15 protein-coding genes and 2 pseudogenes are annotated in these 15,772 nt (G+C 40.3%); all 17 read right to left on the bottom strand.

What is annotated here, in order from left to right; genetic code table 11:
• Window positions 1–56: 56 nt before the first annotated feature.
• Window positions 57–278: a DUF4006 family protein gene (locus tag OFO07_RS02865; RefSeq protein WP_270858399.1), complete on the bottom strand. Its 222-nt coding sequence runs from the start codon at window positions 276–278 to the stop codon at window positions 57–59.
• A gap of 10 nt (window positions 279–288) precedes the next feature.
• Window positions 289–1,140 (bottom strand): c-type cytochrome, encoded by an 852-nt coding sequence (locus tag OFO07_RS02860; protein WP_270858400.1) that lies wholly within the window; start codon window positions 1,138–1,140, stop codon window positions 289–291.
• Between the two features lies 1 nt (window position 1,141).
• Window positions 1,142–1,360, bottom strand: a complete 219-nt coding sequence (locus OFO07_RS02855) for a cytochrome c oxidase, cbb3-type, CcoQ subunit (RefSeq protein ID WP_270870873.1) — start codon at window positions 1,358–1,360, stop codon at window positions 1,142–1,144.
• A gap of 10 nt (window positions 1,361–1,370) precedes the next feature.
• Entirely contained in the window at window positions 1,371–2,063 is a 693-nt protein-coding gene (gene ccoO / locus OFO07_RS02850; protein ID WP_270858402.1) for a cytochrome-c oxidase, cbb3-type subunit II, read from the bottom strand.
• A 10-nt stretch (window positions 2,064–2,073) separates the two neighbouring features.
• The gene (gene ccoN / locus OFO07_RS02845; protein ID WP_442867883.1) at window positions 2,074–3,525 is read right to left on the bottom strand and encodes a cytochrome-c oxidase, cbb3-type subunit I; all 1,452 of its coding nucleotides are present in this window, start codon (window positions 3,523–3,525) and stop codon (window positions 2,074–2,076) included.
• Between the two features lie 182 nt (window positions 3,526–3,707).
• A pseudogene (locus OFO07_RS07860) lies at window positions 3,708–3,956 on the bottom strand (helix-turn-helix domain-containing protein); the annotation flags it as partial.
• 90 nt (window positions 3,957–4,046) lie between these two features.
• Window positions 4,047–4,394: pseudogene (locus OFO07_RS07855) on the bottom strand (response regulator transcription factor); the annotation flags it as partial.
• Between the two features lie 65 nt (window positions 4,395–4,459).
• Window positions 4,460–5,122: a sulfite exporter TauE/SafE family protein gene (locus tag OFO07_RS02835; RefSeq protein ID WP_270870872.1), complete on the bottom strand. Its 663-nt coding sequence runs from the start codon at window positions 5,120–5,122 to the stop codon at window positions 4,460–4,462.
• A complete protein-coding gene (gene carA, locus OFO07_RS02830; protein ID WP_270858406.1) occupies window positions 5,119–6,237 on the bottom strand; it encodes a glutamine-hydrolyzing carbamoyl-phosphate synthase small subunit in 1,119 nt (372 codons plus the stop codon). Before carA ends, OFO07_RS02835 begins: the two co-directional genes overlap by 4 nt.
• Complete coding sequence (locus OFO07_RS02825; protein ID WP_270870871.1) at window positions 6,234–6,785, bottom strand: DUF507 family protein; 552 nt, start codon at window positions 6,783–6,785, stop codon at window positions 6,234–6,236. Before OFO07_RS02825 ends, carA begins: the two co-directional genes overlap by 4 nt.
• A 12-nt stretch (window positions 6,786–6,797) precedes the next feature.
• A complete protein-coding gene (locus OFO07_RS02820; protein WP_270870870.1) occupies window positions 6,798–8,048 on the bottom strand; it encodes an adenylosuccinate synthase in 1,251 nt (416 codons plus the stop codon).
• Window positions 8,049–8,050: 2 nt separating this feature from the next.
• Window positions 8,051–8,908 carry an ATP phosphoribosyltransferase regulatory subunit gene (locus OFO07_RS02815; RefSeq protein WP_270870869.1) on the bottom strand — a complete coding sequence of 286 codons (858 nt, stop codon included), beginning with the start codon at window positions 8,906–8,908 and terminating at the stop codon, window positions 8,051–8,053.
• Entirely contained in the window at window positions 8,905–13,014 is a 4,110-nt protein-coding gene (locus OFO07_RS02810) for a sensor domain-containing diguanylate cyclase (protein ID WP_270870868.1), read from the bottom strand. Before OFO07_RS02810 ends, OFO07_RS02815 begins: the two co-directional genes overlap by 4 nt.
• Before the next feature lie 49 nt (window positions 13,015–13,063).
• A complete protein-coding gene (modB, locus tag OFO07_RS02805; RefSeq protein ID WP_442868065.1) occupies window positions 13,064–13,750 on the bottom strand; it encodes a molybdate ABC transporter permease subunit in 687 nt (228 codons plus the stop codon).
• Window positions 13,746–14,609: an ABC transporter ATP-binding protein gene (locus tag OFO07_RS02800; protein ID WP_270870866.1), complete on the bottom strand. Its 864-nt coding sequence runs from the start codon at window positions 14,607–14,609 to the stop codon at window positions 13,746–13,748. Before OFO07_RS02800 ends, modB begins: the two co-directional genes overlap by 5 nt.
• A complete protein-coding gene (locus OFO07_RS02795; RefSeq protein WP_270870865.1) occupies window positions 14,602–14,985 on the bottom strand; it encodes a hypothetical protein in 384 nt (127 codons plus the stop codon). Before OFO07_RS02795 ends, OFO07_RS02800 begins: the two co-directional genes overlap by 8 nt.
• Window positions 14,982–15,749: a molybdate ABC transporter substrate-binding protein gene (modA, locus tag OFO07_RS02790; protein ID WP_270870864.1), complete on the bottom strand. Its 768-nt coding sequence runs from the start codon at window positions 15,747–15,749 to the stop codon at window positions 14,982–14,984. Before modA ends, OFO07_RS02795 begins: the two co-directional genes overlap by 4 nt.
• Window positions 15,750–15,772 lie beyond the last annotated feature (23 nt).

Raw genomic sequence — 15,772 nt, 5'->3', positions numbered from 1 at the left:
CACAGCCAAAGCGATACAACCAAGTAAAATCAATTTTTCAATCAATGCATCACTCATCACTTATCCTTTATCACAAATACTTTTTTTTGCGTATCGACTGAGCTTTTTTCGCTTACAGAGCTAATGTCTTTTAGCTCATAAGGCTTATCCATGACAGCTTGCTGTGTCTTAATGCCAAGGCAGGTAAGGCATGCAAGAATCGCCAGCAAAAGCGCAGTTGCGATTAGCATTCCAGTTACGCCATTTAGCGCAAAAACCGATCTTTTTACATTTTCCATAATCGCCCCTTTATTTGATAGAGTTGATATACTCGCCAACGGCGCGTTTTTGCACATCGTTTAAACGCCCGTCATCAAAGGCTGGCATTGTGCCGATAAAGCCTTTTTTGCCACGATTTAGCACATCGACGCTAAATTCAGCCGAGCCGTATTTGCTAAGATCTGGCGCTGAGCCGTCCATACCCTTGCCGTCATCACCATGGCAAGCAGCGCAAGTAGGCCATAGCTCTCTACCTTTTTCAACCAAATTTTCATTTTTTGTAGCTTTTAGGCTAGAAATTTCTTTTGCCATAAATGCAGCTACCGCTTTTGCGTCCTCAGGGCTAACCATACCTGCTGGCATTTCGCCAAGTGGATAATTTAGACCTTTTGAGCCTTTGTTGATAGCGTCAATTATGCCAGCTTCTTTGCCCCATTTAGTAAGGTCAGCAGACTCGCCATCGATTCCATCTCCGTCAAGTCCGTGGCATTGTGAGCATTGCACCAAATACACCGACTCGCCCATAGCTTTTAGCGTAGTGCTATCAGCGTTTGCATAGGTTTTTTCAAATTTAGCGTTGTGTGCCTTTACCTCATCGTTATACTCGCCGATTTGTGAGTAAGAATTTAGCGGATAAGCGATGAAAAAATACACTAACGCATAGACAAACATCAAAACAAAACATATAGCCCAGCCTTTTGGCAAGCCATTTTTTAGCTCGGCAATTCCGTCAAAATCTTCGCCAGTTGTCTCGGTAGTTTCGTTTAAGCTCTTACTTTGACCAGCATATTTTTTAACGATAAAAGCCGTAACTGCGACAAGTATAAACGACGCTATCAGCGCCGCAACATTAACATTATCGCTTAAATTTAGCCATTTCATATCATTTTCCTTTTTCTTCTTTCGTAGGTGTGCGAGACTCTATGATTTCACTGCCAAGCTCATCATCAAGCGCCAAATTTGCATACTTTTCGTAGTTTCTGCGCCCTGTTTTTTCAGAGTGTTTTAAATGAAACCAGTATCCATAAACTCCAAGGCAGGCCAATATGACAAAAGCTATAAAGCCGTAAGCTTGTAGCTGCCTTATGAAATCAACGCTCATCACAAACCCCCTATTTTAAGCTATTTAAATATGCTATTAACGCAACGATTTCGCGTATTTCGCCGTTTTTAAATGCCGCTTTGACATCTTCGTCGCGCATATCATTTACGATTGCCTCAGCCTCTGCCATCATTTCAGCTTTATAGCTTTCAAAATTTGACATAGCGTCCTTGCTAGGATCAGCTTCGAGCTTTGGTGCGCCAGCTGTATCATAAGGGACATTGAAGGCTTTTTTAATCGTCAAAGCCTCAGCATAGGCTGTTTGCATATCTGCGTTTTTCTTAAACATAGATTTGTATGCAGGCATGATTGATTTGCCGACTAAGACTTTTGGATCTTTCATGTGAGTTTCGTGCCAGCCTGTGGTTCTGTTGCGTCCGACCCTAGCAAGATCCGGGCCAGTTCTTTTAGAACCCCACAAAAATGGTCTATCATAAGCAAATTCACCACTTTTTGAATAATCGCCATATCTGTCAGTTTCTGATTTGAACGGACGAATAAGTTGTGAATGGCAGGCATTACAGCTCTCTTGGATATAGACATGGCGACCAGCGAGTTGCAAAACAGTATATGGTTGTTTGCCCTCGATTGGACGAGCGCTATTAGCAAAATCTGGCAAAATTGTAACGATACCAGCATAAGCGATGACTACAAAAACACCAACCGCAAAAAAGAACGGATTTTTTTCTAACCAACTAAACATCTTTCTCTCCTTACGCAGCCATAGGTGAAGCGCTTCTAGGCTCTTGGTCTAAGCTTCTGCCTGCGCGAATAGACATCAAGATATTATATACAAACATACACAAACCTATGAAGTATAATAAACCACCAATCGCTCTAATCCAGTAATAAGGAACTAGCGCGCTAACTGTATCTATAAATGAGTATAGCAAGTTGCCATAATCATCAGTTGCTCTCCACATCATACCTTGTGTGATACCAGCAATCCACATTGAGCTGAAAAATAGCACAACGCCTGTTGTTTGGATCCAAAACTGAGCTGTCATCAAAGATTTTGAATAAAGTTCTCTTTTAAACATTCTAGGCACCATGTGATACATAGCAGCGATTGTCATAAATCCAACCCAGCCAAGTGTGCCGTCATGGACATGTCCTGGGATCCAGTCTGTAAAGTGCGCTAGGGCATTTACTGATTTGACAGAAAGGATTGGACCTTCCAAAGTAGAGAATAGATAGAAAGTAGAAGCCAAAATCATAAATTTGATTAATGGACTTTCTCTTAGTTGATTCCACTCGCCTCTCATTGTAAGGAGCATATTAATACCTGTTCCCCAAGATGGCAAAATCAAAACAACAGAGAAAACCGAACCCATTGTCTGAACCCAATCAGGAACTGGTCCATGGATAAGGTGGTGACCGCCAGCCCATAGGTAGATAAACATCAATCCCCAAAATGAGAACAAAGATAGTTTATATGAGAAAATCGGCTGACCACTCTCTTTTGGCAAGAAATAATAAATTTCAGCGATAATCGCTACGGTAAATACAAACGCAACGGCGTTGTGACCGAACCACCATTGAACCATAGCGTCATTTGTGCCAGCATACATTGATACAGAGTGTATCCAGCTACCCATACCAGTAAGCAATCTAGTTGGGATCTCCATGTTGTTAAACAAATATAGCATAGCAACGCCAAGGAAGGTAGCGATATAATACCAAACAGAGATATAAAGCGTTTTTTCGCGTCTGATACCGATTAGACCAAAAATGCTAATTCCCCACAAAACCCACACGACAACAACCAAAATATCGATAGGCCACTCTAACTCAGAATACTCTTTTGATGTCGTAACACCAGCCAAAAGTGAAACCACAGCGAGTAAGATGATTAGGATATAAATCACAAAGTGCAATTTACCCACGCACATCAAAAATTTTGATTCGCTCATCGATGCTTTTAAAACTCTCTGTCCTACATAATACCATGTAGCCCAAATTCCAGATAGCATAAAACCATAAATGACACCATTTGTGTGTAATGGTCTAAGTCTGCCAAATGTACCATACTCTCCAAGCAAGTAGTTAAGATCTGGATATGCTAGCTGAAATGCTATAAGCGTGCCTATAAGCATACCGATGATACCAAATGCCAGAGTAGAATACAAAAACAATTTCGCCACTGTATAATCGTAGCTTAGCATCTTGCCACTGCGTAATGCCTGTTCAGGATTCATAAAACCCTCCTTAAAAATTTGGTTAAAAGTCGAGAAACTTTATGGAGGATTATAAGAGTTAATAAGTTTTAAAAAGCTTAAATTTGACTTTTTATTAACTTTTTGTTTGCAAAAGTTTTAAACTTGTGACATTTTTATCAACGAAAATTTTACTCTTTTTTAGATTCGATTTTATAGCCCAAACTTGGGATATTTTTGATAACATCTGCGCCGATTTTATCTCGAATTCGTTTGATAAAAGTTCTGATTGCCACATCTGAGACTGAGTTGTCGTTCGCCCAGACATATCGTTTAATCTCTTCGTGCAAGACCAAAGTATCAATCCTAGAAACTAGTAAAGAAATAAAAGCAAGCTCTTTTTTTGTAAGTGAAATTTCCTCTTCGCCGTGAGTCAAGACCCTTTTTAGCGGATCAAAACTATATCCGCCTGAAATTTCTACCACGCTACTGACGCTAAGTTTCGCGCTCATTAGGCTTTTTATCGCTTCTTTAAATTCTTCCATATCAACAGGTTTTATGAAGTATTTGGCTACACCTGCCTCGATTGCCCCTAGAAGCTGAGCTTTCTCGCTAAATCCGCTAAGGACGACAACTGGGGTGTCTGGGGAGATTTGTTTGATTTGGCGTGTCATTTCAAGCCCGTCTTCGATAGGCATCAAAATATCTGTAACGACCAAATTTGGATTGTATTTTTTAAATTTTTTAAGTCCCTCTACGCCGTCTTTGGCCTCATAGACATTTTTAAAAATCCCTTCAAATGTATTTCTTAGAGAGTTTCTCATCTTACTCTCATCTTCGACCAACAATATGCTTAAATTTTTTAAAATATCACTCATAAAACGCCCCTTAAAATGTAATTTATCATTTTTTCAAAATTTAACTTATATAAGACTTAAAAAATTTATCTTGTGAGAATAAATCCACAATAAGCCCAATAAATTCCAAAGATAATTATGATAAATGAAGAGATATAAAGCATAGCGCGCGAAAATTTTGCGCTGATGAAATTCGCCACGCCACCAAAAACTAATAGCGCAGGCAAGGTAGATAATCCAAAAACCGCCATTACAAGCGCGCCTTGCAGGGCATCGTGGCTCATTATCGCCATGGCTAGGTAGGTATAAACTAGCCCGCATGGCAAAAGTCCGTTTAAAAACCCAAGCAGACAAAACCCCAAAATATCCTCCCTGCCAAGGGCGAATTTCATAGGTTTGGCTAAAAAAAGATTATAAATTTTTTGATTTTCGATAAATTTTAAAAGTGCGCCCCGTTTTAGCAAAGAAACGCCAAAGATAATTAGCAAAATTCCCGCGCAAAACTGCATAAAACCAGCTGTTTTATCGCCAAAAACTATGACCGAGCCAAATGCCCCACCAAGTGCGCCAAGCATGATATAAGCGCAAATTCTACAAATTTGATAAACAAGCGAGAAAAAAAACGCCCTAGCAGGGCTAAGGCTAGCTAGTTTGGCATTGTATGCTATCACAAAGCCCCCGCACATGCCGATGCAGTGCGTCAAGCTCAGCATTAGCGTGGCGGGTATGATAGCAAAAAAACTAATCATAAAATTTCTAAAAATTCTTTGAAAATGTATTTGCTTTCGTTTGGTCCGGCACTCGCTTCTGGGTGGTGTTGGACCGAAAAAACAGGGTAGTTTTTGTATCTCACGCCCTCAATCGTGCCGTCAAATAGATTTCTGTGCGTGATATCGCAAATCTCAGCTATGGATTCTGGCACATTGTAGTTGTGGTTTTGCGCTGTGATTTCGATAGATTTGTTAAACAAATTTTGCACAGGGTGGTTTGCGCCGTGCTGGCCAAATTTGAGTTTGTATGTCTCATAGCCCATAGCGTTTGAGAGAAGCTGATGACCAAGGCAAATGCCAAAAATCGGAATCCTAGCCTCGATTATCTCTTTGATTTGTGCGATTTCGTCTTTTAGCATTTTTGGCTCGCCAGGGCCGTTTGATAAAAATACGCCGTGAATTTCGCCAGAGTTAAATTTGTCAATCAGCGTTTTTGCCTTAGTATTATACGGGAAAACCTCCACGCTAAGGCCCAAATCACAAAGCTCATTTAGGATATTTCGCTTCACACCATAATCCATTACAGCGATTTTTTTGCCATTTTTTTTCGGCGTGCTATAAGCGCCTTTATTCGCGTCCCAATGGCCTTTTTCGTGGATATATGGGGTTTTGGTGCTTACAATGCTGACATAATTAACCTCTTCAATCCTAGCTGAGTCTTGAAGAGCTTTTTTCAAGGTTTCCTTGTCACTGATTTCAGTCGAGACAAAAACCCGCAAATTTCCCTCATCGCGAAGCATTTTTGTAAGATACCTCGTATCTATATCATATACGCCAAATTTGCCGTTTTTGATGAAATACTCTTCTAAATTTTGCTCGGATCTGAAATTTGAGGGAGTGTTGTTAAACTCGCGGATGAAAATTCCACTAGCGTGGATTTTGCCACTCTCCTCATCGTCGCTGTTCGTGCCTACAATGCCGATTTCTGGCATAGTGAATACAATAAACTGCCCAGCATAGCTAGGATCTGAGATGATTTCTTCATATCCTGTAATAGAGGTGTTAAATACAAGCTCGCCAAAGGCACTTCCACCCTTGCCAAACGCCTTTGCCTCCAAAAACACGCCGTTTTCTAAATAAACATACGCTTTCACAGCATACCTCTTTTTTTAAGCTCTTTTTCGTAAGTTTGTGCAAACACAAGCTCGTATTCCTCAGTGCCTGGGATTAGCTTTTTGCCATGTCCTTGCATTAGCTCATAGACATCTTCTTCGATTTTTTTGTAAATTTTCAAATACCCCTCGATTGAGTTGTAAATGATAGTTTTAATGCGATTTTCGCTCACTTGATAATCTACTAAATTTTTCTTCCAAATCGTCTCTAAAATTTCATGCGAAATATTTGAGTATCTATCCTCGAAAATCAGCTCGAAATTCTCTTGTGCGGCGAGTTTGCGCTTGATGAGCCAAAACATATCTTTTTTATTTACATTCATTTCGTCAAATTCATCGATTCTCTCGTCCATTAGCTCATTTGCGCGCTCGTCTATGGCTTTTTCTTTTTGCAAATCAGTTTTGATGATCTCAGCTGCTACCTTGGCTATGGGCTCGACGCCAGAGCTAAGTGTAACCATGCCAGAATTTAATATATCTATCGCAATTTTTTGCGCTATGTATGGAACATGTGCTAGTTGTATTCGCATTATCCGCCTTTCTTATAATATAATTGTATCTGTTCGCTCAGGGCTAGTAGAGATAAATCCTACCTTTGTGCCTGTTAGTTCCTCGATTTTTCTAATATAATTTTGCGCATTTTGTGGCAAATCTTCAAATTTTTTGATTCCTTTTACGCTATCCCAGCCCGGCATTTCCTCATATACAGGCTCTACCACGCCAAGCTCGATTGGGAAATAATCAATCACTTCGCCATTTATTTTGTATGCTTTGCAAATTTTAATACTCTCAAATCCGTCTAAAACATCGAGTTTCATAAGGGCAAATTTATCAATTCCGTTGATTCTAGATGTGTATTTCGCTGCTACGCCGTCAAACCACCCGCATCTGCGTCTTCTACCTGTCGTAGTGCCAAACTCACGCCCGATTTCGCAAAGCCTGTCGCCATACTCATCTTTGGCCTCTGTTGGGAAAGCGCCGTTTCCTACGCGCGTAGTATAGGCTTTGACAATTCCGATGACCTCGCCAACATCTTTTGGCGCTAAGCCAAGACCTGTGCAAGCCCCAGCTGCGATAGTCGAAGAGCTAGTTACATACGGATATGTGCCGTGATCGATATCTAGCAAGCTTCCTTGCGCGCCCTCTACAAGGACTTTTTTATCATAATCAAGTGCCTTCCAAATCATATTAGTTGTGTTTGCGATATATGGTTCTAGCACAGATTTGTAGCGTTTGATTTCCTCGTAAATTTCCATTTTATCAGGAATTTTGATATTTAAGCTCTCAAAAAGTTGCGCCCTGCTCGCAAAATCCCTAACCAAAGCCTCAGTTAATTTCTCTGGCTCTAAAAGCTCGATTATGCGGTGTCCTGTGCGCGAAATTTTATCCGCATACGCAGGTCCGATACCCTTGCCTGTGGTGCCAATAGCCTTATCGCCTTTTAATTTTTCCTTAGCTTGGTCGATTAGCGAGTGATACTCTAAATTTAAAAACGCCTTTTCGCTGATAAAAAATCTACCCTTCAAATCCCCAAATTGCGCCATTTCAGTGATTAAAACATCAGGGTTAATGACCACGCCATTTCCGATGATATTTATGATATTTTTGTGCAAAACACCGCTTGGGACTAGGTGAAGCGCATATTTTTCGCCATTTACGATGATTGTATGACCGGCGTTGTGTCCGCCACAGCTTCTGCATACGAAATCGTAATTAGCACTAATCATATCTACGATTTTACCTTTACCCTCATCGCCCCATTGAGCGCCTACGATTACATCAACCTTACTCATGTTTAATCCTTTATCATTAATTTTTCTATCAATGCATCAACCAAAAGTGCAAAACCACTCGACTTCAATCCGTCAATCTCATAATTTCCGCCATTGCAAAGCACGCTATTTTCGTCTAAAAATCTAAAAAATAGCGCCTTGTAATAGCGCATTTTTGAATAATACAAAAGTGAAACTCTGATATTTTTATACTCTACGCCTAAATTTAAAATTTCATCTAAACAAGGCCTGATCTCCTCTGGCACGATTTTTCGTAAATTTTCCACATCGTCCAAATTTGTCGCGCGCGCTGTTTTAGCTAGCCAGTCGCAGTTTTGAGCCAAAATCGTCTCGATCTCACCCTTTTCAAAAACGCTAATTGGCAAATTTAGTATTTCGCAAATTCGCTTTGGAATTTCGATATTGCTTAGTTGCAAAACAGGTTCTAAGCTAAATTCTCTAAAAATTTGTATTGCGATTTTTATCGCCAAGGCTAGATTGCTCTCATCTATTAACTCTGCGCCGATTTGGTAAAATTCCTCGCTAGGGTATTTAAATGTAGGCTGGATATAAAAAAGTCTTTTTAAGCTTTCATCTTTTAATCTTCGGCGCACGATTCGCACGACATCGACCGTGCTATCGGCACGGAGTGCGATTTCGTGGTTGCTAGGATCGGAAAATTTCAAAAGCTTCGCCCCAGCCACGCTCAAATGCTGATGATACGAAAAATACGGCGTGAGAATTTCGCTAAAACCGTGATTTTCTAAAATTTTGCTAGCTTTGTTTTCGAGTTCTCTTTTTAGTTTTGCGCTTGTGCCAAAATATAGGCGCGAACCATTTGGTATTTCGTGATCGAAGTCCGCACTGACGCTATTTATCATGATTCCTCCAAATTTAGTATAAACTTATCTACTCGCGCTTTGTATTTTGTAATGAAGTTTTGTAAATCTTCAAATTCAAGCGCAAGAATATCCAAAATTTGCTTATTAATTTCTGTATTTAGCATAAATTTATGGCTTGTGGATTTTTCGATTCTGGTTTTGATCTCTTTGATTTCTTCTTGGAAAACTTCAAAGCGAAGATCGGTGATATCGCCGTGTTCTGCGTTTTCTAAAAATTCAAGCGCGATATTTTTGTAATCAAGGGCAATCAAAAAGTTTTCAAACTCATCTTTTGTGATTGGCTTAGCGCCCTTGGCCTCTTTTAGCTTGGCGATGATAGCGGTGATTTCCCTTCTATCTACGGCTTTTCCGAGGAAATTTCCTTGCATAAAATTAAATTTGAAATTTTTAAGCAAACGGCGTGAGAGCGCATTTTCGATACCCTGCGCGCCTAGTTTTTCAAATTTCAGCTCGCCGCGCAAGTATTTCACCAAATCTAGCAGATTTTTTATACCTTCACGCTTTTTGGCGACATCTAGGCAGAGCCTCATATCGATTTTAATGATATCAAAAGGCATACCTTTTAGGTATTTTGAATTTTGGTGATTTGCATTATTTAGAGCAAATTTAATACCAAAATCAGCGTATCTTTGTCTAATGAGTTTAAAATCAGCCGCGGTTCTGTCGTTAAAATCGGTGATTTCAAACATAAATAGCTCGGTCTTTGGCGCGTATTTTTCTATCGCGCGCGAAGCAAAATGGTAAAATTCATCGCTTTTTAGCACTTCTAGGCTGATATTTATCGAGCAAAGAGAATTTGTCTCTTTGTTAAATTTCAACATTTGCGTAAATGAAAATTTAGAGATTAAAATTTCAAGTTTTGGCTCTCTGATATCAAATAAAAAGTCGCTAGGCAACAAAACGCCCAAATTTTCGCGTCGCCAACGAAGCAAAAGCTCATAGCCGTAAATTTTGTCTTTATCATCGATGATAGGCTGATAAAGCATGAAAAATTCATTGTTTTCGATAGATTTTTTCAGCCTTTCCTCGCTGATTTGCAAATCGTCGAAATTCTCTTTATCAAAGATACAATATCTATTTTTTCCGCTCGTTTTAGCGCGATACATCGCCCGATCTGCCCTGCTTAAAAGCTCGTTGAAATCGATTTCCTCGCTTCCGTCGTAAAACGCCGCGCCCACGCTCACGCTCGCGCTTACCTCGTTGCCATCAAGATTAAATTTTTTATTCGCAATTCCTAAAAGTCGCTCTAATAGCGCGTGCGCTGCTTTTTCGTCTTTCAAATCCCCGATAATCGCGCCAAACTCATCTCCGCCAAGTCTAGCTAAAATATCGCCCTTGCGAAGTAGGTTATTCATAGTCTTGCTGACCTCTTGCAAAAACAAATCCCCCACATCGTGGCCGAAATTATCATTAATTGCCTTAAATCCGTCAAAATCTATAAATAGCACAGCCGCAAGCCTGTTTTGTTCCTTTGCCGCGCTTAGATACTCGCCCGCTGCGTTCATAATGTAGATTCTATTTGGCAAGCCTGTAAGCGCGTCGTGGTGAGCGATTTTGACAAGCTCGCTCTCTTTTTTCTTAATCTCAGAAATTTCGTTAAACATTAAAATATAGTTGCTTACCACGCCAAATTCATCTTTTATCGCGATAGCCGAAAACAGCGCAGGGAAATCATCGCCGTTTTTCTTGACGCAGTAAATTTCATCTGTATAGCTTAGGCTCTCTTTGTCAAGCTTTTCCTTGATTTCGCCCATTATACCGCCGTCATGATCGACTCTGAAATACTCTGGCACCTCGCCCACGACATCGGTTTCGCTAAATTGCATAATCGTATAAAATGCCCTATTTGCGCGGATAATCCTACCGATATCATCTGTGATGACAATCGCTTCTAACGACCTTAAAAATACATTTGAATTTAGATTTAACTCAGCTTCAATGTCTTTTTTAGCAGTGATATCCTCGATAGTAGCGACGATTTCTTCGGCACCGCCACTTCTTTTTTCTTTTTTGCTAGCATATCCTTGTAGGCTAATCCACGCGTATTTTAGCTCGTCGTTATCGCTTAGCTCGTCGTTTAGCTTGATTCTGATTTCGCATGAAATTTCATCACTTATGCCTAGCTTGCATTTGTTAAGTTCGTCGTTAAATTTCTTTAAATCCACATAGTAAATTTTCGCTACGAAATCGCCTATACTCATCTCTGTATCGACGCTAGCTTCCTTACTACCTAAAATCTCCATATACTCTTTGCTAAGCATGATTTTTTTGGCTAGCAAATCAATCGTGCATGGGCTATACGATCTGGTTTTTAAAAGCTCTTCGTTGCTTTTCATATCTGATTTGAGTTTGTTGATTTCCATGAGCTTATCGTGTATGTTGGTAAAATACATAACGACTTTGCGCTCTTTTTTATACAGACAAATCGTAATCTCATAAAACGCCCTAATCGAATTTCTATGCAAAATCGGATAAACCCGCTTTGTAACCTCGTTATTTTGCCTAGTATCGCTCATAAGGTTTCTTAGCTCGTTTTGCAAAGAATCAGCGTCGCTTTTTTGAAATAGGCTCCAAAAATATGTTTTGCCCTCTAAAATTTGAGTATTTTCATATCCCCAAATTTCACGCGAACTAGCGCTGACATCGATTATTTCGCCACCTTTGATGACTACGGTTACGATTGGAGCGTCATTTAGATATTTATACTTCTCTTTGGTATCGGTGTAAAATTTGCGGTATTTTGAGGCGTCCAGCAAGACATAAAGCACCAAAATATCCTCGCCATTGCGCACAAAGGTCTTTTTGATATACATATCCTTTTTGCCGTTTGGGGTATCGTGCGTGTGGATAACATAATTTTCTTTGGTGTAAAGTGAAATTTGGCTTTGGCGGGCGTTTTCATACAGTGAAGTCGCTTCTAGCGTAAAGATATTTTTGCCCACGATATCATCGCCGTAAAGCTCCTTGGCTCTGAGGCTAGCGTTGTTTATCATGCCATTTGTGTTTTCTACGCTAAAAATCATTAGCGAGCTTTTTTTCAGCGCGTCGATAAATGTAAAATCCACCTTGCTAGCCCTGCCAGAATACTGCACGCTTTCATCGAGTTTTTGCGCGATTTCTAAAATTTGATCTAGCGCGCCCATGGTTTCGATCTTAGTCGCCGTGGCCTTATAAACGCCACCTGAAACAGAGCTGTGAAGCAGGTGCAAAGGATCGAAAATTCGGCGTTTTAAAAATTTGTAATTTACCAAAGTGATTAGCAAATACAAAAACAAAAACCCAAGTGCTAGCAAAACCAAAAGGTTTTTTAGGCTTAGATATTCTTTTAAATTTTTGCTTATCATTATGAAATTGTTCGAATCATCAAATTTCTCAAAATAGACAAATTTGCGCTCGCCAAGGCTTTTTAAAATTTTGAGTTTTTTCTCGCCTTCAAAATCAAATCTATTTGTATAAAGTGCGAAAATATCGTTTGTGATATTAAAAATTTCGCCCTCTTTGTTAAAAATCAAAATTTCGCCAAGGCCGGTAAATTTGTCATTTAGCGAGGTTGTGTTTGCAAAGGCTATCAAAAATGTATTTGCCTCGACCTTTTGGATCAAAAAATATCTATTTGCGCCATTAATCCGCATGAAGCGCGAGATATAGCGGTTGTCTTTGATTTTTGAGATAAAATTATCAAGCCTGAGTTCGCCCAAATTTGCCATAGCCGAATCATTAAAATACGAGGCTATAACCTCGTCTTGATTACCCACAGCCCTGACATAAAAAATCGCGTCGAAATTTTGCTTTTGCGAGGCTGTATGCTCGATGAGACGGAAATACAAGGTTCTTCTTGCATACTCGTTTTCGGTTTTTAAACCTTGATAGGTTTTAAGGTTTTCAGATAAAATTTGAAGTTCGCTAAAAAGCTCGTCGTTGCGGTCTTTTACAGCGTTTTTTGCTACGCTTAATTTGGTAGAAAGCTCGGCTTGGATATTTGAGCCCACAAAGCCAAAAATGCAAAAAACAAGCGCGAAAATAGCCAAAATTCCAAGAATCAAAGCTATAAAAAATCGTTTGGTTATTACTCTTTTATCTTCCATTTTTATGCCAAAAATTTAAATTTTTCGCGCCATTTTAGCAAAAAAGTGATTAAAGTCTTATTTTATTTGACCTTTCTCCCAAAAAATGCATAGCCAAAAGCACCAAAAAGCTAAAAATCAGCATAATCGCCGAGTATAAATGCGCGCTGGTAAAATCCAAAATTTCAGTCGCCTCATAAATCGCAATCGAAGCTACCTTGGTCTGCTCGCTCACAGAGCCTCCTATCATCAGCACCACGCCAAACTCTCCCATAGTGTGCGCGAAGCATATCACCACAGCGCTTATCAAGGACGGTTTCATCGCTGGTAGTAGCACCCTAAAAAGCGTAGCAAAAAACCCCTTACCTAGCGACCACGAAGCGTGGCGAAGCGAGGCTGGAAGCGAACGAAACCCGCTAAGCATGGGCGAAAACATAAATGGTAGAGAGTAAATACAGCTTGCAATCACCAAACCGCTGAAATTAAAGACAAATCGCAGACCAAAATTTTCATCGAAAAATTTGCCAAGCGTCGAATACGGCGATAAAAACACAAGCAGATAAAATCCCAGCACGCTTGGTGGAAGCACGAGTGGAAGCGAAATGACGCTTTCAATCACGCTTTTGGCGCGAAACTCCCTATACGCCATAAAATATGCCAAAAACAGGCAAATCCAAAACAGAGTAAATGTCGTCACCACCGAGAGTTTAAGCGAAATCAAAAACGGCGTGAGGTCTAAATTTTGTAAAGCTTCAATCACTGTTTTCCTCGATTTTTTTCAAATTTATATTAAAGGCCTTTGCGCCCACGCTCACGCTATCGCCCACGCGCAAATCCCTAGCCTCGCTCACGCTTAAAACCACTTCGCAAAGTTGCGCCCCAACAGCGATTATAGCGATATTTACGCCACCTGCTTCGCGCAAAGCAACCACCTTGCCACGAAAGCTAAATTTTTGCGAACCGCTAGTTTGCAAGAAAATTTCACTTGGCGAGCCCTCGCGCACAAGGCTTCCGTTTTTTAGCTCATACACACGCTCGCACAGCCTGTAAATCTCGCTGATATCGTGGCTGACAAGGATAATTGTAGGGCGAAATTTCTCATGGATTTTTTTGAGATAGTCTTGGATTTTTTCACGAATTTTATAATCTAGCGCCGATAATGGCTCATCAAGTAGCAAAATTTCTGGGCTTTGCATTAGAGCGCGGGCTAGTGCCACGCGCTGTTTTTGTCCGCCAGAGAGCTGCGAAATAGCGAAATTTGCGTATTTTTCAAGCTCTAAAAATTTTAGCATTTCACCTGCTTTTTGCAAATCTTTTTTGGCAAAAAGCAGATTTTCTATCACGCTCATATTCTCAAAAAGCGCGTAATCTTGGAACAAAAAGCCAATTTTTCGCTGCTTAGCGTGCATAAATTTTCGCCCATTATCTAGCGTGATTTCGCCGTTTGTAATCGCCCCACTATCTATTTTCATAAAGCCAGCAAGTAGCCTTAAAATCGTGGTTTTGCCAGATCCACTAGCCCCATACAGACAGACAAAGGAGCCCTTTTTTATCTTTAAATTCACACTGATTTTAAAATTTTCGTTTAGCCGTTTTTCGCAATCAATCTTAATCATAAATTTTCTCTATAAAAATCGCGCTTGCATTTGCATAAATGTAAATTTCATCGCCCACGCAAAGCCCTAAATTTCGCACGCTCTGCGTGGTTGCGATAATGTCAAATTCTAAATTTTGCCCGCTTTTGCAAAAGCTTAAATTTGATAAAATTTCGCCAAATTTAATATCTAAAATCTCGGCACAAATTTCATTTTCTGCCGAAATTTCGCATTTTTTGCGAGCTAATACTGCCTGCGTCGCTTTAAAGCCAATTTCTACGCCCAATCCCACGCTAAGGGGCTTTGGGAGTTCTAAAAAAACTCCACAAAGCCCGTGCGAGAAAAGAATTTTATAAATTCCCTCGCTCGCTAAAATTTGCTCTACCCTAACTCTCAAAACTCATATCCGTATTTGGCGAAAATTTCTCTACCCTTATCGCTTAAAATAAAGTCATAAAATGCCTTTGCTTCGGCGTTATTTTCGGCTTTTTTGAGTATTACCATACCTTGCGCGATTGGCTCGTAAAGCGAGCTAGGCACAAGCACGAAATGTTTGCCCTCCTCGCATGCACTTTCATTGCAGCCACTCTCTTTCATTTTTGGCGCATACATCGCACTGGCTGCGATAAATCCCACATCAGCCGCACTTAGCGTCTGTGTTAGGGCTTCGCCGATTGATTTAGCCTCGACGATTTTTCCTTTTACGCTATCATAAATTTCAGCTTTTTGCATAGCATTTACGCTGGCTGTGCCGTAAGGGGCTGTTTTTGGGTTTGCGATAGAAATCGTTTTTACCTTTTCGTCTTTTAGCGCGTCAAGCCCTTTCCCTAAATCCACGCCACGCACGCTTAGCATTGCAACCTTGCCCTTGGCGTAAGTTTGCGCTTTTGCCGTAGCAAAACCAGCCTCAAACAAATCATCGGCAAACTTCATATCAGCCGCCATAAAAATATCAAATGGCGCGCCGTTTTTAATCTGCGTATTTAGCGCGCCACTTGCACCAAGGCTCACATTTAGCTTAGTATCTGGGTTTAGCTTTTCAAACTCAGACTTAATCTCGTCAAAAGCGTAAGTCGTATTCGCAGCCGCTGCGATAGATACCTCGCCCGCATTTAACGCACCACATAGCGCAAGAGCGCAAAGTAAAAATTTGTGTTTCATAAATTCTCCTTAAAAAAAATGGA

This window comes from Campylobacter sp. JMF_06 NA1, assembly GCF_027737785.1.
Lineage (GTDB): Bacteria > Campylobacterota > Campylobacteria > Campylobacterales > Campylobacteraceae > Campylobacter_B.
The sequence above is the reverse complement of the archived record's forward strand: the minus strand, read 5'-3'. Positions and strand labels throughout refer to the sequence as shown.

Bases quoted from the DNA above. Each gene is read 5' to 3' on its own strand.
- OFO07_RS02865 (WP_270858399.1), bottom strand. From the start codon at position 278: ATGGAAAATGTAAAAAGATCGGTTTTTGCGCTAAATGGCGTAACTGGA.
- OFO07_RS02860 (WP_270858400.1), bottom strand. From the start codon at position 1,140: ATGAAATGGCTAAATTTAAGCGATAATGTTAATGTTGCGGCGCTGATA.
- OFO07_RS02855 (WP_270870873.1), bottom strand. From the start codon at position 1,360: ATGAGCGTTGATTTCATAAGGCAGCTACAAGCTTACGGCTTTATAGCT.
- ccoO (WP_270858402.1), bottom strand. From the start codon at position 2,063: ATGTTTAGTTGGTTAGAAAAAAATCCGTTCTTTTTTGCGGTTGGTGTT.
- ccoN (WP_442867883.1), bottom strand. From the start codon at position 3,525: ATGCTAAGCTACGATTATACAGTGGCGAAATTGTTTTTGTATTCTACT.
- OFO07_RS02835 (WP_270870872.1), bottom strand. From the start codon at position 5,122: ATGATTAGTTTTTTTGCTATCATACCCGCCACGCTAATGCTGAGCTTG.
- OFO07_RS02825 (WP_270870871.1), bottom strand. From the start codon at position 6,785: ATGCGAATACAACTAGCACATGTTCCATACATAGCGCAAAAAATTGCG.
- OFO07_RS02820 (WP_270870870.1), bottom strand. From the start codon at position 8,048: ATGAGTAAGGTTGATGTAATCGTAGGCGCTCAATGGGGCGATGAGGGT.
- OFO07_RS02815 (WP_270870869.1), bottom strand. From the start codon at position 8,908: ATGATAAATAGCGTCAGTGCGGACTTCGATCACGAAATACCAAATGGT.
- OFO07_RS02810 (WP_270870868.1), bottom strand. From the start codon at position 13,014: ATGGAAGATAAAAGAGTAATAACCAAACGATTTTTTATAGCTTTGATT.
- OFO07_RS02800 (WP_270870866.1), bottom strand. From the start codon at position 14,609: ATGATTAAGATTGATTGCGAAAAACGGCTAAACGAAAATTTTAAAATC.
- modA (WP_270870864.1), bottom strand. From the start codon at position 15,749: ATGAAACACAAATTTTTACTTTGCGCTCTTGCGCTATGTGGTGCGTTA.